This is a genomic window from Pseudomonas sp. FP2335, from assembly GCF_030687535.1.
Classification (GTDB): Bacteria; Pseudomonadota; Gammaproteobacteria; order Pseudomonadales; family Pseudomonadaceae; genus Aquipseudomonas.
This window is the reverse complement of sequence record NZ_CP117437.1, coordinates 2,606,463-2,625,692: the sequence shown is the minus strand read 5'-3', so window position 1 is coordinate 2,625,692 and position 19,230 is coordinate 2,606,463. Positions and strand designations below refer to the sequence as shown.

General features: G+C 59.8%; 12 protein-coding genes and 1 pseudogene. 9 read left to right on the top strand and 4 right to left on the bottom strand.

Features of this window, described 5'->3' with window-relative positions; genetic code table 11:
• Nucleotides 1-124: 124 nt before the first annotated feature.
• From PSH81_RS11685 to PSH81_RS11670, 4 genes are all read left to right on the top strand, one after another.
• Nucleotides 125-1,279, top strand: coding sequence for an efflux RND transporter periplasmic adaptor subunit (locus tag PSH81_RS11685; protein ID WP_305392570.1), 1,155 nt, complete (start codon nt 125-127; stop codon nt 1,277-1,279).
• Nucleotides 1,280-1,285: 6 nt separating this feature from the next.
• A complete protein-coding gene (locus PSH81_RS11680) occupies nt 1,286-4,378 on the top strand; it encodes an efflux RND transporter permease subunit (protein ID WP_226457133.1) in 3,093 nt (1,030 codons plus the stop codon).
• A gap of 192 nt (nt 4,379-4,570) precedes the next feature.
• The gene (locus tag PSH81_RS11675) at nt 4,571-5,212 is read left to right on the top strand and encodes a DUF1345 domain-containing protein (RefSeq protein ID WP_226457134.1); all 642 of its coding nucleotides are present in this window, start codon (nt 4,571-4,573) and stop codon (nt 5,210-5,212) included.
• Between the two features lie 324 nt (nt 5,213-5,536).
• Nucleotides 5,537-5,998: a hypothetical protein gene (locus PSH81_RS11670; RefSeq protein ID WP_226457135.1), complete on the top strand. Its 462-nt coding sequence runs from the start codon at nt 5,537-5,539 to the stop codon at nt 5,996-5,998.
• 64 nt (nt 5,999-6,062) lie between these two features.
• Here PSH81_RS11670 and PSH81_RS11665 read toward each other — a convergent pair whose 3' ends face one another.
• The 3 genes from PSH81_RS11665 to PSH81_RS11655 form a co-directional block, all read right to left on the bottom strand.
• A complete protein-coding gene (locus PSH81_RS11665) occupies nt 6,063-8,327 on the bottom strand; it encodes an autotransporter outer membrane beta-barrel domain-containing protein (RefSeq protein WP_226457136.1) in 2,265 nt (754 codons plus the stop codon).
• A gap of 245 nt (nt 8,328-8,572) precedes the next feature.
• A complete protein-coding gene (locus PSH81_RS11660; RefSeq protein ID WP_305392569.1) occupies nt 8,573-10,567 on the bottom strand; it encodes a hypothetical protein in 1,995 nt (664 codons plus the stop codon).
• A gap of 221 nt (nt 10,568-10,788) precedes the next feature.
• A complete protein-coding gene (locus PSH81_RS11655) occupies nt 10,789-12,036 on the bottom strand; it encodes a hypothetical protein (RefSeq protein ID WP_305392568.1) in 1,248 nt (415 codons plus the stop codon).
• 248 nt (nt 12,037-12,284) lie between these two features.
• On the opposite strand from PSH81_RS11655, the pseudogene PSH81_RS11650 reads away from it, so the two are divergent.
• The 5 genes and pseudogenes from PSH81_RS11650 to PSH81_RS11630 all read left to right on the top strand — a co-directional run.
• Nucleotides 12,285-13,324 (top strand): annotated as a pseudogene (locus tag PSH81_RS11650) (LacI family DNA-binding transcriptional regulator); the annotation flags it as partial.
• 44 nt (nt 13,325-13,368) lie between these two features.
• Nucleotides 13,369-14,151, top strand: coding sequence for a sugar phosphate isomerase/epimerase (locus PSH81_RS11645; RefSeq protein WP_226457139.1), 783 nt, complete (start codon nt 13,369-13,371; stop codon nt 14,149-14,151).
• Nucleotides 14,144-15,085 carry a sugar kinase gene (locus PSH81_RS11640; RefSeq protein WP_226457140.1) on the top strand — a complete coding sequence of 314 codons (942 nt, stop codon included), beginning with the start codon at nt 14,144-14,146 and terminating at the stop codon, nt 15,083-15,085. The genes PSH81_RS11645 and PSH81_RS11640 overlap by 8 nt, the downstream gene beginning before the upstream one ends.
• Before the next feature lie 45 nt (nt 15,086-15,130).
• Nucleotides 15,131-16,423, top strand: coding sequence for an MFS transporter (locus PSH81_RS11635; protein WP_226457141.1), 1,293 nt, complete (start codon nt 15,131-15,133; stop codon nt 16,421-16,423).
• Nucleotides 16,420-17,397 carry a D-glycerate dehydrogenase gene (locus tag PSH81_RS11630; RefSeq protein ID WP_305392567.1) on the top strand — a complete coding sequence of 326 codons (978 nt, stop codon included), beginning with the start codon at nt 16,420-16,422 and terminating at the stop codon, nt 17,395-17,397. Before PSH81_RS11635 ends, PSH81_RS11630 begins: the two co-directional genes overlap by 4 nt.
• Before the next feature lie 83 nt (nt 17,398-17,480).
• Here PSH81_RS11630 and PSH81_RS11625 read toward each other — a convergent pair whose 3' ends face one another.
• The gene (locus tag PSH81_RS11625; protein ID WP_226457143.1) at nt 17,481-19,106 is read right to left on the bottom strand and encodes a methyl-accepting chemotaxis protein; all 1,626 of its coding nucleotides are present in this window, start codon (nt 19,104-19,106) and stop codon (nt 17,481-17,483) included.
• Between the last annotated feature and the right edge of the window lie 124 nt (nt 19,107-19,230).

Here is a 19,230-nt window from a genome sequence, read left to right as displayed (position 1 = left end):
AGGATATACGTCCTCTGCCGACTATGGGCGGCACCTTACATTTCTTCACACACCCCCTACATAGCTTCACAGCACTCCCCCACCCGTGACCTTAGGATGCACCTCTCATTATTGGGATAAGAGCATGTCGAAGAATCTGTTTGCGCCATTTTGCCTGCTGGCCCTCACCCTGGCCCTGAGCGCGTGTGGCGACTCTGGCGCCCAAGCGCCGCAAATGCCCCTGGCCAAAGTGCGCATCGAAACCCTGGAAGCCAAGCCCCTGTCGATCAGCAGCGAGCTGAGCGGGCGCATTGCCGCGCCGCGCATCGCTGAAGTGCGCGCACGGGTCGCCGGCGTGGTGATGCAGCGGGTGTTCAAGGAAGGCCATGACGTCAAACAGGGCGACGTGCTGTTCCGTATCGACCCGGCCCCGTTCAAGGCCGACCTCGACAGTGCCCTGGCCAACTTGAGCAAGGCCGAGGCAGACGCCTTCAAGGCGCGCCTGCAGGAGCAGCGCTACAGCCAATTGGTGGAAGGCAACGCCATCAGCGGCCAGGACTACGACAACGCCCGCGCCGCCGTGCGCCAGACCAACGCCGAAGTCGCCGCCAACAAGGCCGCCGTCGAGCGCGCCAGGTTGAACCTGGGCTACGCCACCGTGACCGCGCCGATTTCCGGGCGTATCGGCCGGGCGCTGGTCACCGAAGGCGCCCTGGTGGGCCAGAACGAAGCCACGCCGCTGGCGATCATCCAGCAGTTGGACCCGATCCACGCCGACCTGACCCAATCCACCCGTGAGCTGAATGATCTGCGCCGCGCCTTCCGTGCCGGCAGCTTGAAGCAGGTTGGCCAGGACCAGGCCAAGGCCACGCTGATCCAGGACGATGGCAGCCTCTACCCGTTGCCAGGCAAGTTGCTGTTCGCCGAGATCAGCGTCGACCCCGGCACCGGCCAGATCATCCTGCGCAGCGAGTTCCCCAACCCGGACCTCGACCTGTTGCCCGGCAGCTTTGTGCGGGTGCGCCTGGAGCAGGCCGTCGACAGCCAAGGCATCAGCGTTCCGCAACGCGCCATCACCCGTGACAGCGCAGGCATCCCCATGGTGTTGCTATTGGACGCCGAGCAGACCGTCAGCCAGCAACCCGTGGAGCTGGGTGCGGTGATCAACGATCGCTGGGTGGTCAGCCACGGCCTCAAGCCCGGTGACCGCATCATCGTCGAAGGCCTGCAACACGCCCGCCCCGGGGAAAAAGTCGAGGTGGACGACAGCCCAACCTCCGGCCAGCTCGCAAAGGAATAATCCGACATGCCGCAGTTCTTTATTGACCGCCCGATCTTCGCCTGGGTGGTCGCCCTGTTCATCCTGCTCGCCGGTTTGCTGGCGATCCCGCAGTTGCCGGTGGCGCAGTACCCCAACGTCGCGCCGCCCAAGGTGGAAATCTACGCGGTGTACCCCGGCGCCTCGGCGCAGACCCTGGATCAAAGCGTGGTCAGCCTGATCGAGCAGGAGCTCAACGGCGCCGATCACCTGCTGTATTTCGAGTCCCAGAGCAGCCTCGGTTCGGCCACCATCACCGCCACCTTCCAGCCGGGCACCAACCCGGAAATGGCTCAGGTCGATGTGCAAAACCGCCTCAAAGCGGTAGAGCCGCGCTTGCCGCAAGCCGTGACCCAGCAGGGTTTGCAGGTGGAGAAAGTCTCCGCCGGCTTCCTGCTGTTGGTGACCCTCACGTCTAACGACGGCAAGCTTGATGACGTGGCGCTCAGCGATTACCTGGCGCGCAACGTGATGAACGAGCTCAAGCGCCTGGACGGTGTGGGCAAGGCCCAGCTGTACGGCGCCGAACGCGCGATGCGTATCTGGGTCGACCCGCAGAAGCTGATCGGTTTCAACCTCACGCCCGCCGATGTGAATGCGGCGATCAGCGCGCAGAACGCCCAGGTTTCAGCGGGCAGCATCGGTGATCTGCCGGGTACAAACACCCAGGAAATCACGGCTGCGATCCTGGTCAAGGGCCAGCTGTCGACACCGGCAGAATTCGCCGACATCGTGCTCAAGGCCAACCCCGACGGTTCTACCGTGCGCATCGGCGATGTGGCACGGGTGGAAATCGGCAGCCAGGAATACCAGTTCTCCACGCGCCTGAACGGCAAGCCGTCCACCGCCGTCAGCGTGCAACTGGCGCCGGGCGCCAACGCGTTGAACACCGCGACCCTGGTGCGGGCAAAGATGGATGAGCTGTCGCGCTACTTCCCGGCGAACGTGGAGTACAAGATTCCGTACGACACCTCGCCGTTCGTCAAAGTCTCGATCACCAAGGTGGTCTACACCTTGCTCGAGGCCATGGCGCTGGTGTTTGCGGTGATGTTCCTGTTCTTGCAGAACGTGCGCTACACGCTGATCCCGACACTGGTGGTGCCGATTGCGTTGATGGGCACCTTTGCCACCATGTTGCTGCTGGGGTTCTCGATCAACGTGCTGACCATGTTTGGCATGGTGCTAGCGATCGGCATCCTGGTGGACGATGCAATCGTGGTGGTGGAGAACGTCGAGCGGATCATGGTCACCGAAGGCCTGTCGCCCAAGGAAGCCACGCGTAAAGCCATGGGCCAGATCACCGGGGCCATTGTCGGCATCACCCTGGTGCTGGTGGCGGTGTTCCTGCCGATGGCGTTCATGGCCGGTTCGGTGGGGGTGATCTATCAGCAGTTCTCGCTGTCGATGGCCACCTCGATCCTGTTCTCGGCGTTCCTCGCCCTGACCTTGACGCCGGCGCTGTGCGCCACCTTGCTCAAACCGATTGCCAAGGATGAACACCACGCCAAGGGCGGCTTTTTCGGCTGGTTCAACCGGCGTTTTGAACAGCTCACCGACCGCTACGAAGGCTGGGTGGCCTATGCCCTCAAACGCAGCGGCCGCTACCTGTTGATCTATGCCGTACTACTGGTGGGCCTGGGGCTGATGTTTATGCGCCTGCCCTCCTCGTTCCTGCCGGTGGAGGACCAGGGCTACACCATCACCGACATCCAGCTGCCGCCCGGCGCGAGCAAGAACCGCACGGTGCAGGTGGCCGAGCAGATCGAAGCGCATAACACCGGCGAGCCTGGGGTGGGCGATACCACCATGATCATGGGCTTCAGTTTCTCCGGTTCGGGGCAGAACGCGGCGCTGGCGTTTACCACGCTCAAGGATTGGTCCGAGCGCGGCAGCGACGACTCCGCGGCGTCGATTGCCGACCGCGCCAACATGGCCTTCAGCGAACTTAAGGATGCGATTGCCTACGCGATCCTGCCGCCGCCGGTGGATGGGCTGGGTACGTCGAGCGGGTTCGAATTCCGCTTGCAGGACCGTGGCGGCGTCGGCCATGCGGCCTTGATGGCGGCGCGTACCGAGTTGCTGGCGGCCGCCGAGAAAAGCCCGATCCTCGCCAACGTGCGCGAAAGCGCCCTGGCCGAGGCGCCGCAGGTGCAACTGGTGGTGGACCGCAAGCAAGCCAATGCGTTGGGCGTGTCCTTTGCGGACGTGGGCAATGTGTTGTCGTCGGCGATCGGCTCGGCCTATATCAACGACTTCCCCAACCAGGGCCGCATGCAGCGCGTGGTGGTGCAGGCCGAAGGCGACCAGCGCAGCCAGGTGGCAGACGTGATGAAGATCCACGTGCGCAACAACGCCGGCAAGATGGTACCGCTGTCGGCATTTGTCGAAGCCAAGTGGACCCAAGGCCCGGCGCAGTTGACCCGGTATAACGGCTACCCGGCAATTGCGATCAGCGGTGAAGCGGCGCCAGGGCACAGTACGGGCGAAGCGATGGATGAAATCCAGCGACTGGTCAGCCAGTTACCCGCTGGCCTGGGTCAGGAATGGACCGGGCTGTCGTTGCAGGAACGTTTGTCCGGCGCCCAGGCACCGTTGCTGTTGGGCCTGTCGTTGTTGATCGTGTTCTTGTGCCTGGCGGCGCTGTATGAAAGCTGGTCGATTCCAACGTCGGTACTGCTGGTGGTGCCGCTGGGCGTGCTTGGCGCGGTGTTGGCAGTGACCTTGCGCGGCATGCCCAACGATGTGTTTTTCAAAGTGGGCTTGATCACCATCATCGGCCTGTCGGCGAAGAACGCGATTTTGATCATCGAGTTTGCCAAGGACTTGTACGACCAAGGTGAAGACTTGATCAGCGCGACATTGAAGGCCGCGCGCCTGCGTTTGCGGCCGATCATCATGACCTCGCTGGCGTTCATCCTTGGCGTGGTGCCGCTGGCGATTGCCACCGGGGCCAGCTCCGCGAGCCAGCAGGCGATTGGTACGGGGGTGATTGGCGGGATGATCACGGCGACGCTGGCGGTGGTGTTTGTGCCGGTGTTCTTTGTGGTGGTCATGAAACTCGTGAAGAAAAAGCCTCGATAGCCCCAACACCGCAGTTCCCCTTGTGGGAGCGGGCTTGTGTGGGAGCGGGCTTGCTCGCGAAGGCGGTGGGTCAGCCAATGAATGAGTTGACTGACACACCTCCTTCGCGAGCAAGCCCGCTCCCACAGGGGGTTAGTTACCGCATTCTCGTTCCTGTACAGTCTGCTCACACGCCGTCAGCTGTGAGTCCCTATGCCCTTCCTCGCCCGCACCCACCCTCGCCTCTCCGCCGCCGCCCTGCTCGGCCTTGCCGTCGGCATCCTGGTCCCCGCCGGCAGCCTCATCAGCAAAACCCTCATCGGCTGGAACGCCGGTGTCTGGACCTACCTGATACTGATGCTGTGGCTGACCATCCGCGCCAAGGCCCCGGACGTCAAACGCATCGCCGAAATCGAAGATGAAAACGCCGGGCTGGTGCTGTTCACGGTGTGCATTGCCGCTATCGCTAGCCTGGCGACCATCACTTTCGAACTGGTCGGCAGCAAGGACCTGGCCACCACCGAACGTCTGCTGCATTACGGTTTTACTGGCTTGACGGTCATGGGTTCGTGGTTGCTGATCGGGGTGATTTTCAGCGTGCATTACGCCCGCCTGTATTACACCTGGGACGGCAAGGAACCGGCGCTACGTTTTGCCGAAGGCCTGACGACGCCCAATTACTGGGACTTCCTGTACTTCTCGTTCACCATCGGCGTGGCGGTGCAAACTTCGGATGTGGGTGTGGCCACGCGGGGCATGCGCAAGGTAGTGCTGGGGCAGTCCTTGATCGGGTTTCTGTTCAACACCGCGATCCTCGGTTTCTCGATCAATATCGCGGCGGGGCTGTTTGGCTGAGTCGCACAGCGTCCCTAGCCATTAATGCACATTCGCCGCAAAAGCGGCTCGGTCTGGTTCAGCGCTGTCACTTGACACACAGTCCATTAGTACAAAAGCTGATTAAAACGTCACCACTTAGATGTATCCCTTAACAGCAGGCAGCCGCTAACACGTACTTCTGTAGCAAAGAGTCGTTGAACTCTCAGGCGCTCATACACTGTTGCATTCGTATACTGTTAGTGTTGACAGTTTACAGCGCCTACACTCTCCTATCTCATGCTTCATGACAGAGCCGCTGACACCTCTGTTACACGCACATTCATCAGCGATGGAGAAGCTATCATGTCCGCACAACAGCAAGCTTTAACGCCCGCACAACAAAAGCTGTTACGTCCAAAGCGCCTTATGGCCACCGGGCAATTCGATGCAAAGATCAATTTGTCACCCGTTATTTTTCAGACACTGACACTAAAACATGACTTCGAGCGGGCAACCTACAGCATTGACGCACGACATGCGGACAACTCCGTAACCATTAAGGAAATACATATCCAACTGCCCGACAATGTTCGCACAGGCAGCGTTATCGACTTGTCCAAGCAGGAGTTTACCGAGGTCAAAGTATGGTATGCAGTCAAGTCGCCCACGGAACATTACACGGTAACTTGCATCGCCGGAACATTGACCATCCTGAGCTTGAGTGCAGGCATCATTAAAATCAGTGGCCAGTTGAGAGGTACCACTGACACCAACCCCAGCGGTAACGCTTTCGTTTTGGATGTAGATTTCGATCTGAGCAGTTGACCCTTCTGCGGGCACAAAAAAACGCCCGTATCTTGCGATACGGGCGTTTTTCATTGACCGGCGCTTACCACATATAACGTACGCCTACGTTGGCACCCCAAGGCTGCTCGACCTTGCCGCCGCTGCTGTGTTCAAGATCGGCATGCAGTTGCAGGTTCTTCGACAGCTTCACCGCAACACCCGCACCGAACTCAGCACGCGAACCTGACAGGTCGTTGTTGAACACATTATTGTTCACCGACACCTTATTGTTGTTGGCAAACTCGTGCACCATCGCCGCGCGCAAGTAAGGCTGGACCACGCTGCCACTGTCGAGTTGAATATCACGCCCAACCGTTGCACCGGCCTTGGCCATGATTGAGCGAGTACGCTCGCCCTCGGCTTTGAGGCCATTATCCAAGTTGTAGTTGGCGCCCTGGATCACCACGGTCGACACTTGGGCATACGGCTCGACAAAGAAGCCATCATCCAGCTTGATGTTGCGACCGAACTCGGCCGACAAACCACCACCGGTGTTGTTGTACTTGCCCTTGGACGAGGTGCCGTCGCTCAAACCGACCTTGGACTCGTTGTGGAAGCGGTTGACCTTGGCAACTGCGTCGAAATACAGGCCGCTTTCATCATCCAGCCAGGTGGCATATGCCCCCAGGTAGTAGCTCTTCACGTTACCGGAAGTGCCGCGTTTGAGGTTCAGGTCGGACGAACTGTGGCCAGCCATCACACCTACCAACCACTGGCTATCGGCCAGCGGCGTGTCGGCACCCAGAGTAAAGCCCTGCTGGGTTTGGTCGTAGCCCACGCCCGTGCTCTCGGCCACTTTGTATTTATTGCCATAACCACGAATCCAAACACCCGCCTGACCTGGCTCAAATCGCAATTCACCCATACGCGTACGCAGTGAAGTGGCCTCGCCATACCACACGGTCGGTGCGGTGTTGAACAGCGCCAGCACCGAGCGAGTACCAGGGCTGATCACACGATTATTTGGGTCAAGGAACCAATCGGTGCCTTCCTTCTTCAGCCCGTAGGAATAAGCACCTACGTCGACCACGTCGCCCACCAGGGAGAAGTTGGCGTCACCACCTCCGGTGTGTACCACGCGGATCTCTTCAGGCTTCACCGGTTCTGCACCGCTGGCTGCGAGCAACAGGCTGTGGTTGCCCTTGGCCTCGCCTTCGATGTTCAGGAAATCCGTAACGCCACGGGCAAAATCAGTGCCCATGACAAAGGTGCCATTGCCTTCCAGGCTGTCCAGGTCCAATTGATAGAAGGCGTTGGTGTCGCCAAATTTCACCGTACCACCCGCCAGGCTCAAGGCGCCGACCTGGCTGTCGCCGGTCAACTCCCAGAACGACGCGTCGCCAACGTTCAGGCTGGTGACATTCTTCAGTTGGCCAGTGAGACCCGCATTGTTCTGCAGGTTCAAGTGCGCAGTGCTGCCATTCTCGACAATCACGTTGCCGTTCAAGCGACTGTGATCGACGTTCATGCTGGCCGTTGCACCACCGTTGACTTCCAGCAACGTACCGTTGCCACCGGTCAGGGTCGAGCCGTTGCGCACGTCGATCTCAACGTTCATAGCCTCGCCAGGATAACCATTGACGACAAGGGCAGAACCCGTACGACCTTCGACATGGGAGTTGTCCAGCGCCAGTTTGCCGATATCACCTTTACCGAAATCATTGCTGAATACCACGCCATTCTTGCCACCCACGATGGTACTTTGGCTGGCCGTGGCCGTCGCGCCGTCAAGCAATACGCCGTAGCTGTCGGCGCCCGTACCTTCCACCAACGTGTTCTGCTTGAAGTGCAATTCACTGTTCCCATACGCCATGGCGCCGCCAAGAAGACCACGGATGGTACTGTTATAGACCTCAGCAACACCGCCTTTTTCCGAGTTGAAATTCTGGAAAGCTTGCAGGCCAACAGTTGTGTTACTGGTGATGGTGCTGCCTTGAATAAGAGCAGAACTGTCATCCAGGCGAACGGCGCCAAACGTCGAGTGGTTGGATTCAACCGTAGCGTCATTGATCCTGACGGTGGAGCCTTGGGTTGCACGAATGTCATCGACCTGGCTGCCCGCATTGACAGTAAGTTCTGAATCGTTGACCAGGATATTACCGGCCCGTGCGCCGTTAAGCGTCAGATCGGATTTCTTATCCAATTGCCAATCATTCTTCAATTCACTGGAATCAATAACTTTTGACTCACCGACCAATTGACCGGCTTCAACAGTTGTTTGAGAGGCGGCAAACATTAAAAAAGCAACCGCAGGAAGTTTCATCATCTTGTTCAGTGGCTTGAGTTCAAAATTAACTAACGTAGACATGGTGGTTCACTCTCTGGGATAGAGCCTCTAAAACGGTATGACTCGTTCCCTAGGAATGGAGCCTTACCTGTGCGGCGCAGAGATTACGTAGTGAACGTACCCTTTGATGTAGGATTAATCTGAACAGTCAGCGCTACATATCAATTGAGCGATAGCGAAACGAGCAAAGAGCCTGAAACAGCAACGGAAAGATGCACAAAAGGGAAGCCGGGCTTCCCTTTTGTGCTATCAGTTTTCAACGCATTTCAAGGTGTGGGTACAAAGGGCTCCCGATCGCAGAAAGAGTCAGGGTTGGAGAAGCCGGTGTACACATCGGCCAATTCACCGTGACCGGTTGCTCCCGTCGATGTGATCGTGGAGTAAGTCACCTCACAAGGCCCGAACGGCACCTGTGCCAGGAAGGGTCGGTACGTCACTTCAACGTTAAAACCACTGGTCACCTGTGCGGGAGTCAATGGTGGCGTCGTAATCGAAAGCATGAATGGCCCTGCTGGCAACCCTGGGAAATCGTTAGTGATCGTGATCGTGACATCCACGGTATTGCCTGCCACCAGCCTCGGGTCCCCTGGAATGAACAACTCCCCATAGAGAACCGGTGGCGAACCGGGCATACGGGTCAGCAACGACGCACAAGACCATTCGCCCAGACCATCAAGGCGCAAGAACTGTGCAGGCGGCAATACCACCGTTACGGCGTCAATCACGTTGACTGTGGTGACACCCGATGGGTTCTCATTGGTGGTACCGGGGCCGGTAACAACGTAGCTGACAGGTTGCGGGCCGTTGCCGTGTCGGGCGACTACATCCCATGGAATGGTGAATTCAAAGTCGGTGCCGGGGGCAGTTGCTCCGATATTGAAAGGACCCACGCGTTCTTTGGTGACACCCCATAACAGATAAATGTCATTCAATGGATGAGGCAGAGCGGGAATATTCCAGAGCTCAATCCTGATGGTTACAGGCTGATCAGCGTCGGCAATCCGCAAAGTATTCAGCTCGGTGGCCGTGACCGCGCCAAACACCCGAGCCAGCTCAAGCCCCGGATTTTCGCTGCCTGGCGGAAGCGTAATCGGCAACACTGGCCCCTCTACTGACAAATCGAGGCGCACTTGTTTATCTGGAGATGGAAAAAACAGGCCATTGCGTTCGATCCGATAACGCACGCTCACCGTCTGCGGCCCCAGGGCCGCAGTGTAGGCGGCCCGGATCGCATCATTCATGTTGTCGAAGATTACGTCAAAGTCAACGAGCGGAGGGGATTGCGGGCCAAAGGGTTGCGCCTGCCATTGCCATTCGAACTGGTCCAGCCCGGTGGCAAAATTCAGGTACTCCTCAATATGCAGCTCAATGCCTGCCAGAAAATCTGGAATATCGAGCAAATCATCCGCACCGCCAATATCGTCAGGCGCAAGCGGAAGTACAGGCGCCAACGGCACGGGGTCGGCCAACAAGGAAACGGTCCGAAAATCAACAAAAGATGGACGACTGACATTCCCCGCCCGATCCGTGATGGTGTAGAAAATATAGTACAAACCGCTTAACACTATTTGCGCGGCTGACAGGAAGAAGGTGCCGCCGGTTGGCAACATCGGCACGCCGGGACCGCTTACTAAATACTCTGGTCGGGGGTCCATGACCGGGCTGAAATAAACGTTAATCATATCTCCCGCTTCATAGCGTCCTGGCTGCGGACCAAAGGTATTCGCAGGGATACCAATTTCCACACCGCCTTCACGGATCAGAAACGCATTATCGATAACCTCCCCCGGCGCCACATTGTTGAACGTCGGGACTGTCGGTTGTTCGCGCGAGGTCGCTACGGCATACGGCGCAATGGTATCGACTCCGAATGCGCCGGGGTTGGATTCGTCAAAGGCAGGTCCAGGGATCCCCCCCGCCGCGTTACGGTACTGAGTGTTTTTGAGTTCATAAAAGCCGTGTCGAAATTCAGGCACTGGCGCAGCAACAAACCGGTTGATGATGGCTGGAACTGGATTGGTGTTGATCTGGAAGGGCGCCACCAGCGTGCTCCAGGTGGGCGGCGTCGCCGTGACATCGCGAATTTCGATGCTCATCCAATCGGTTGGCCGTGAGATCCCCCCAGTGCTCAGTTCCACGGTTATCCCGACCGGCGCAACGATCGCCGGAATAAGACCAGTGGCATCATCCAGTGCTTCGGCGATCGTGGGTGCATTGATGACGAGCGGCGCAGGTGCAGAGGTATTCGGATTGCTGCTCATTTCAAACTCTCCTTGCTGTTGATGTAGATACCGCATATCTCCGCCTAAGCCGTCAGAACAGGTCCGCGCCCCGCCAGAGCATTACAACCGGCAGACCAAAACCCGGGCACGCCCCTTCCGTCCGACTGACTTTCGGCCAAACAACGCTGGTGAAAAATTCGTTACACACTCCCCCCTCGAGCGCCCAGTGCTTAAGCGCTCAAGGGGGAGAACAGCAGAGCCTAGGGTTCAGGACCATTACCGCCAAGCCAGCAGTAGATAGGATCTGGTGGTATTGGCGAGGTCGGCACAACCCGATCGAACTGCACGAACCGGGAAGCAGAACGACCCATCGGCACGCCCAATCTGGACACCGTATAGCTTGCCTCGCCGCCCGCATTTTTCTTCAAGGGTCGGATCACCCGCTCGACGTCTGTAATCCTGAAGTTGTACCCCAAGGCATCCGCAACACCGTCCCAAAAATGCGTCAAGGTCTCAACGACAGAAGGGTCCGGGTTGACATCAGGGTATTGGCCATAACCCTGGAACCGCAACGTAACCAGGTCCCCATCCTGCAGGTTTGGATCAGGTGGAATGAACACTTCGACATAAAACCAAATCGCAGGCGTAGTACTGCAGGTCATATATCGATTTGGATGCGACTCAGATTGAGGGAAACTGGGCCGCGTGTAGATTGGCGCAGGAAGATCCGTCTCTAGCCTTACTCGGGCCACCTGCGAGAACAACGGATTGACATTGCCCGCGCGGTCCATCAGACGATAGAAACAGAAGAGGAACAAAGCCCCTGGAAAACTGCGGAAAACCTCGCGGGGCACATCAACGAATATCCGGCCAGTGGCACTGCTAAGCGGGGGGGAGACAAGCGTCGGAGCACCGGTTGGCAGCAGATTCATATCAGAAAAATAAAGTAGCACTACGTCGCCCACCTCACGGTCCAGATACCCATCTGGAATTTCCATGGGCACCAGGGGATTGGCGTCCAGATAGGAGGTGGTAATCGGGTCTCTAGGATAAATGGCCGGAGGTAGCAACGCTCCGCTACCTGGTGCATCACGATCGATTCGGATGGTTACGATGCTGGAAATATCAAAACTCGGGCCGTCCGGCGTACGGTTATGCACGCGATACCGAACATCAACAATTGCGCTGCTCAACAAAAAAGCCTGCGGTATTTGCACACGCAGAGGAAAATCCGCAGGGGTCAGCGGATTTGGCAACAAAATAGGCGGTGCATCAGTAGGTCGGGCACCTCGCACAGCCCACTCGAACACCACATACTGGTCGCGGCCCGGAGTCGGTAAAAACGCCCAGGGTGTTGGAAGATCGACCTCAAGGTCCGCGAAGTAAAATCGGGCGGGTATCAAGCCATCCGACTCCGCGTCGACGAAATCCGCTGCGTCCAGAATGAGCGGCCCAGCCGGCCCCGAGGGTCCACTCGCACTTGACTGCCCAGAACCTACAGTGTTCATAAAGGCCTCCCAGAATACAAACACGCCTGACTCTCAGGCGATTCGAATAAACGTTTTACGAGGTCGATTGAACTCCATTCACCTGTCTGCAACTACTGTCAGAACTAACAGGTTCACACTCCGTTCGTCGTTTTCACCCGCCACTTCATTGGCGGGCTGGGCGAATATTTGCTTGACGATGCCTGCGGACTGGTGTTTTCTGAAACCGGTTTCAGTCGTATCCCAAATCGAATAAGAAAGGCGCAACCGTGACTTCATTTTCCGCCGCTCAGCGCAGCCGCGTGACCATGCTAGATGTGGCCCAACACGCCGGCGTTTCCAAAGCCAGTGTCTCGCGCTTCATCGGCGACGACCGCGCCCTGCTCTCCGACGCTATCGCGTTGCGTATCGAACAAGCCATCGAGCAACTCGGCTACCGCCCCAACCAGATGGCCCGTGGCCTCAAACGTGGGCGCACACGCCTGATCGGCATGCTCGTCGCCGACATCCGCAACCCCTATTCCATTGCCGTGATGCATGGCGTCGAAACCGCCTGCCGCCAGCACGGCTACAGCCTGGTGGTGTGCAACACCGACCGCGATGACGAGCAGGAGCGCCAACACCTGGCCGCGCTGCGTTCGTACAACATCGAAGGGCTGATCGTGAACACCCTCGGCCATCACCTTGACCAATTGCTGGAACTGCAACGGGAAATGCCCCTGGTGCTGGTAGACCGCAAGGTCGCGCCGTTGCACAGCGACCTGGTCGGGTTGGACAACCCGGCGGCGGTGCGCATGGCCATTGAGCACCTGCAACAACAGGGTTACCGCGATCTGTTGCTGGTGAGTGAAGCCACCGACGGCACCAGCTCGCGGCTGGAGCGACTGGAAAGCTTCAAGGCCGAGATCGCGGCCCGTCCCGACTTGAACGGCGCGGTGCTGGAACTGGACGAAAAACTGCACGCCAACCTGCAAACCTTCCTCGCCAAGCCCGGCCCCAAAGCGCTGTTTTGTGCCAACGGTGTTGCCGCGCTGGCCTGCACCCGTGCGCTCAAGCAACTAGGTTGTGACCTGTTCGGCGACGTCGGCCTGATCGCCCTGGATGACCTGGACTGGTATCCCTTGGTCGGCAACGGCATCACTGCCCTCGCCCAACCCACCGAGGCCATCGGCGCCAGCGCATTCGACTGCTTGCTCAAGCGCCTGCGCGGCGATACCGATCCCACGCGCACCCTGGGTTTCCTGCCCCAACTCATCATTCGAGGCTCGACCCGCCCCTCGTAGGAGCCGGCTTGCCGGCTCCTGCAGTTTGTTTTGTGAATAAAAATGAAACCGGTTTCAGAGGTAAACAACAATGCATAAATACCCCGTTTCCATCAGCCTCTCCAGCTACGGCGCCGACCGGGTCCGTGAGCAAGGCCAATTGAGTTTCGTCGAATTGCTCGCCTCTGCCGGTGCGCAACGCATCGAATGGCGTGAGGAATTACTGACGCACGAACACCCCGCCGAGTTGGCTCAAGCCGCGGCGCAACACGATTTGCAATCGGTGTTTTCATCGCCGCTGGAGCTGTGGGTCGCCGGCCGCGCCCAGCCCAACGCCGAACTCGCCGCCACCCTCGACCGTGCCCAGGCCTTCGGTGCGCGCTGGCTGAAAGTCTCCCTCGGCTACTTCACCGACACCAACGACCTCGAAAGCCTGCACGCCCTGCTCAGCCGCCACCCGGTGCAGTTGCTGGTGGAAAACGACCAGACCCTGCACGGCGGGCGTATCGAGCCGATGCAACGCTTTTTCACCGAAGTCGAACGCCTCGGCCTGCCGGTCAAGATGACCTTCGATATCGGCAACTGGCAGTGGCAGGACCAATCTGCCCTGACTGCCGCGCGCCTGCTCGGGCGACATGTGGATTACCTGCACTGCAAAGCGGTGGCGCGCCGCCCGGACGGCAAACTCGTGGCCCTGCCACCCGGCGCCACCGACCTGCAACTGTGGGAACAACTGCTCAAGCACATGACCCAAGGAATTGCCCGGGCAGTGGAATTCCCGCTGCAAGGCGACGACCTGATCGCGGTTACCGCACACCAGGTCGCCACCCTCGCCCTGCTGGGCCAACCTCGCGTGGAGAACGCCCATGTCTGAGATCGATATTCTGTCTTTTGGCGAAACCATGGCGATGTTTGTCGCCGAGCAGACCGGCGACCTGGCCCAAGTGGCGCAGTTTCATAAACGCATCGCCGGGGCCGACAGCAACGTCGCCATCGGTCTGTCGCGCCTGGGTTTCAAGGTGGCGTGGCTGAGTCGGGTGGGCAACGATTGCCTTGGCCGCTTTGTGGTCGATACGTTGAAACACGAAGGGCTGGATTGCCGGCACGTGGCCGTCGATCCCCTGCATCCGACCGGCTTTCAGTTCAAGTCCCGCGAAGAAGCCGGTGCCGATCCCCAGGTGGAGTATTTCCGCAAAGGCTCGGCGGCCAGTCACCTGTCGCTCGCGGCGATGAGCCCTGGCTTGCTCAACGCCCGCCATCTGCACGCCACGGGAATTCCGCCGGCGTTGTCCGAGGCCACCCGCGAGTTGTCCGTCGAGTTGATGACACAGATGCGCAAAGCCGGGCGCAGCGTGTCGTTCGACCCCAACCTGCGCCCGTCGCTGTGGCCCAACCAGCAGACGATGATCCGTGAAATCAATGCCCTCGCCGGCCTGGCCGACTGGGTCTTGCCGGGCCTGGGCGAAGGCCGCCTGCTCAGCGGTTTCGACGACCCGGCCGACATCGCCGCGTTCTACCTCGACCGGGGTGCCGAAGCCGTGGCGATCAAGCTCGGTGCGGACGGCGCCTACTACCGCACCCACCTGGACCAGGGCTTTGTCGCCGCCGTACCCGTGGAAAAAGTGGTCGACACCGTCGGCGCCGGCGATGGTTTTGCCGTCGGCATGATCAGCGCCCTGCTGGAAAACCTCAGCTTCCCCGAGGCGGTGCAGCGCGGCAACTGGATCGGCAGCCGGGCCGTACAGAGTCGCGGTGACATGGAGGGTTTGCCCACCCGTGAAGAGTTAACCGTCAAATCCGTTGCTTGACCCACAACCTGTTGCCACAACTACAACAAGCTCAGGAGCAACCCCATGGAAACCGTGAAACTCGCCACCCGCCGTTGGTGGTACATCATGCCCATCGTTTTTATCACCTACAGCCTGGCCTACCTGGACCGCGCCAACTACGGCTTCGCCGCTGCCTCCGGGATGGCCGAAGACCTGATGATCACGCCGGGCATGTCCTCGCTGCTGGGTGCATTGTTTTTCCTCGGCTACTTTTTCTTCCAGGTGCCAGGGGCGATCTATGCGCAAAAACGCAGCGTCAAAAAACTGATTTTTGTCAGCCTGATCCTCTGGGGCGGCCTGGCCACCCTGACCGGCGTGGTGTCCAACGCCTACATGCTGATCGTGATCCGCTTCACCCTCGGCGTGGTCGAAGCGGCAGTGATGCCGGCGATGCTGGTGTACCTGTGCCACTGGTTTACCCGTGCCGAACGCTCGCGGGCCAACACCTTCCTGATCCTTGGCAACCCGGTGACCATGCTGTGGATGTCGGTGGTGTCGGGCTACCTGGTGCAGCATTTCAGCTGGCGCTGGATGTTTATCATCGAAGGCCTGCCCGCCGTGTTGTGGGCATTTATCTGGTGGCGCCTGGCCGATGAGCGACCAAACGATGCGAAATGGCTGAGCGACAGCGAAAAACACAGCCTGCAAAGCGCCCTCGCCGCCGAACAGGTGGGCATCAAGGCGGTGAAGAATTACGCCGAGGCGTTCCGCTCGCCGAAGGTGATCATCCTCGCGCTGCAGTTCTTTTGCTGGAGCATTGGCGTGTACGGTTTTGTGCTGTGGCTGCCGTCAATCCTCAAAGCCGGTTTGCAGATGGACATGGTCGAGGCCGGCTGGCTGTCGGCGCTGCCTTATCTGGCAGCGGTGATTGGCATGCTCGTGGTGTCCTGGGGCTCGGACAAGCTGCAAAAACGCAAACGCTTCGTCTGGCCGCCGCTGCTGATCGCGTCCATCGCGTTCTACGCGTCCTACGTGCTCGGCGCCGAACATTTCTGGTGGTCCTACACCTTGCTAGTGATCGCCGGGGCCTGCATGTACGCGCCGTATGGGCCGTTTTTCGCCATCGTTCCGGAGATCCTGCCGGCCAACGTCGCCGGGGGCGCCATGGCGCTGATCAACAGCATGGGCGCCCTTGGTTCGTTCGGCGGTTCGTACCTGGTGGGTTACCTCAATAGCAGCACCGGCTCGCCCGGTGCCTCGTACCTGCTGATGAGCGGTGCGTTGCTGCTGTCGGTGGTGCTGACGATTTTCCTCAAGCCCGGCGCCAGCGATCGCGTGCCGGCGCCAACCCTGGATTTGAAGGTAAAGACCGCATGAAAAAGTCCGTTGTGCTGTACAAAAAACTCTCCGCACCGCTGATGGCGCGCCTGCATGAACAGGCCGAGGTCACGTTGATCGACGCCCTCGACGAACCGGGCTTGGCCAAGCTGCGCGACGCCCTGCCGACCGCCCACGGCCTGCTCGGTGCCAGCCTGCGCCTGGACGCGCAACTGCTGGACCTCGCGCCGCAACTGGAAGCGGTGGCGAGCGTGTCCGTGGGGGTCGACAACTACGACATCGACTACCTGACCGCGCGCGGCATCCTGCTCAGCAACACCCCCGACGTGCTCACCGAAACCACCGCCGACACCGGCTTCGCGCTGATCCTCGCCACCGCCCGGCGCGTGGTCGAACTGGCCGACATGGTGCGCGCCGGGCAGTGGCACAAGAACATCGGCCCGGCGCACTTTGGCAGCGACGTGCACGGCAAGACCCTGGGCATCATTGGCATGGGTCGCATCGGTGAAGCCTTGGCCCAGCGCGGGCACTTCGGCTTTGGCATGCCAGTGCTCTATCACAGCCATTCGCCCAAGCCGCTGGTGGAAGCACGGTTTGGCGCGCAGTACCGCAGCTTGCAGGACCTGTTGCAGCAAGCCGACTTTGTCTGCCTGACATTGCCGCTCACCGCTGAAACCGAAAAGCTGATCGGCGCCGAGGAGTTCGCCTTGATGGGCCCGGACACGATCTTTATCAACATCTCGCGGGGCAAGGTGGTGGACGAAGCGGCGCTGGTGCAGGCGTTGCAACAACGCACGATTCGCGCGGCGGGGTTGGATGTGTTTGAGCGTGAGCCGCTGAGTCACGACTCACCGTTGCTGCGCCTGAACAATGTGGTGGCAACCCCGCATATCGGCTCGGCGACCCATGAGACGCGGGAGGCGATGGCCAGGTGTGCAGTGGACAATCTGCTGCAGGCATTGGCGGGTGAAAAGCCAAAAAATCTGGTGAACTCAGCCGCCTGGAGACAGTAACCCCTCGCACCCTACAAAACCCATGTGGGAGCCCGCTCCCACACAAGCCCACTCCCACCTTATTGATCTCATTTCACGCCAAGTCAGATAACGAACCTGGCCACCATCCCATTCAAATCCACTGCCAGGCGCGACAGCTCATGGCTGGCCGCGCTGGTCTGGTTGGCGCCCGCTGCCGACTGGGTTGCTAGGTCGCGGATGTTCACCAGGTTGCGGTCCACCTCACGGGACACCTGCGCCTGTTCTTCCGAAGCGCTGGCGATCACCAGGTTGCGTTCGTTGATCAGGCTGATGGACTGGGTAATCTGCTCCAGCGCCACACCGGCGGCGCGGGCCATTTCCAGGGTGTTTTGCGTACGCTGGTTACTTTGCTGCATCGATTGCACCGCTTCACCTGTGCCGTTCTGGATGCCGGCGACCATCTTCTCAATTTCCTGGGTCGACTGCGCAGTGCGATGGGCCAGGGCGCGCACTTCGTCCGCCACTACGGCAAAACCGCGTCCGGCCTCACCGGCACGGGCGGCCTCGATGGCGGCATTGAGCGCCAGCAGGTTGGTCTGCTCGGCAATGGCGCGGATCACGTCGAGCACTTTGCCGATGTCCCGGCCCTGGGTCGCCAGGCCTTCGATCAATACGGCCGTGTTTTGCACGTCGTGGGTCATGGTCTGGATCGCCTCGACGGTTTCCACCACACGGTCGCGGCCTGCCCGCGCCGCCTGGTTGGACTGGCCGGATGCTTCGGACGTGGACACCGCATTACGCGCCACCTCCTCCACGGCCGCCGTCATCTCGTTGACCGCCGTAGCGGCCTGATCGATTTCGTTGTTTTGTTGTTGCAGGCCTTTGGAGGCTTCTTCGGTGACCGCGCTCAGCTCTTCAGCGGCAGACGCCAACTGCGTGGCCGAACCGGCGATGTGCTGGATGGTCTGGCGCAGGTTGGCCTGCATCGTCGCCAGGGCGCTGAGCAGCCGGGCCGGTTCGTCCTTGCCATCGTCCTCGATGGTTTTGCTGAGATTGCCGGCGGCGATGGTCTCGGCCACTTCCACAGCCTTGCGCAGCGGCGTGACGATGCTACGGGTCAATAGCCAGGCCAGCAGTACAGTGAGCAGCGCGGCGGCGACCGCGACCACAATCACCCCCATGATTGCGCCTTGGTAACTCTGCCCGGCATCCGCGTCGGCTTGCTTGGCATTCGCCGCGTTCATCGCGATGAGCTTGTTCAACTGCTCGCCCATCTGGTCGGTGCCTTCCTTGATCCGCGTGTTGATCAGGGCGCGCATTTCCTCGACCTGGCCCTGTCGCGACAAGGCCAGCATGTCGGCCTGGGCCTTGCTGTAGTTGTCCAGGGTGGTCACAAAGGTCTTGTACAGCGCGGCCTCATCTGCGCTGGCAGGCAGCGCCGCATAACCCGCCTGGGCGGTTTTTACCTTGTCGGCCAGTGCCGCCATGCGGGTTTCCGCTTCCTGCAGGCTGGCCGGCTCGCGGTTGACCAATACGCGAAATGACAGGATGCGCAAACGCAACACGTTTTCGGTGATGTTGCCCAGGTACGTCACGCTGGGCAGTTGGTTGGCGCTCATGTCCACCGAGGACTGGCGGATCTGCGTCATGCGGTTGACCGCGAACACCCCCAATAGGATCACTAACAACGCAATAAAGGCGAAACCGAGAAACGCGCGAGGGGCAATGTTCAGTTGGCGAAGTGACATAGAGGATGCTCTCAGATGGAATGTTTGCGCGCGTCCCTGCCGCGAAACGATCCGTCAGCGACAACGCGCTGCTCAGACCTTGGTCACCACTGTTGTAATTGATAGGTGGGCCTATCCACGTTAT

Coding starts and splice junctions, on each gene's coding strand:
- PSH81_RS11665 (WP_226457136.1), bottom strand. CDS start 8,327: ATGTCTACGTTAGTTAATTTTGAACTCAAGCCACTGAACAAGATGATG.
- PSH81_RS11685 (WP_305392570.1), top strand. CDS start 125: ATGTCGAAGAATCTGTTTGCGCCATTTTGCCTGCTGGCCCTCACCCTG.
- PSH81_RS11630 (WP_305392567.1), top strand. CDS start 16,420: ATGAAAAAGTCCGTTGTGCTGTACAAAAAACTCTCCGCACCGCTGATG.
- PSH81_RS11640 (WP_226457140.1), top strand. CDS start 14,144: ATGTCTGAGATCGATATTCTGTCTTTTGGCGAAACCATGGCGATGTTT.
- PSH81_RS11675 (WP_226457134.1), top strand. CDS start 4,571: ATGCCCTTCCTCGCCCGCACCCACCCTCGCCTCTCCGCCGCCGCCCTG.
- PSH81_RS11655 (WP_305392568.1), bottom strand. CDS start 12,036: ATGAACACTGTAGGTTCTGGGCAGTCAAGTGCGAGTGGACCCTCGGGG.
- PSH81_RS11635 (WP_226457141.1), top strand. CDS start 15,131: ATGGAAACCGTGAAACTCGCCACCCGCCGTTGGTGGTACATCATGCCC.
- PSH81_RS11680 (WP_226457133.1), top strand. CDS start 1,286: ATGCCGCAGTTCTTTATTGACCGCCCGATCTTCGCCTGGGTGGTCGCC.
- PSH81_RS11625 (WP_226457143.1), bottom strand. CDS start 19,106: ATGTCACTTCGCCAACTGAACATTGCCCCTCGCGCGTTTCTCGGTTTC.
- PSH81_RS11670 (WP_226457135.1), top strand. CDS start 5,537: ATGTCCGCACAACAGCAAGCTTTAACGCCCGCACAACAAAAGCTGTTA.
- PSH81_RS11660 (WP_305392569.1), bottom strand. CDS start 10,567: ATGAGCAGCAATCCGAATACCTCTGCACCTGCGCCGCTCGTCATCAAT.
- PSH81_RS11645 (WP_226457139.1), top strand. CDS start 13,369: ATGCATAAATACCCCGTTTCCATCAGCCTCTCCAGCTACGGCGCCGAC.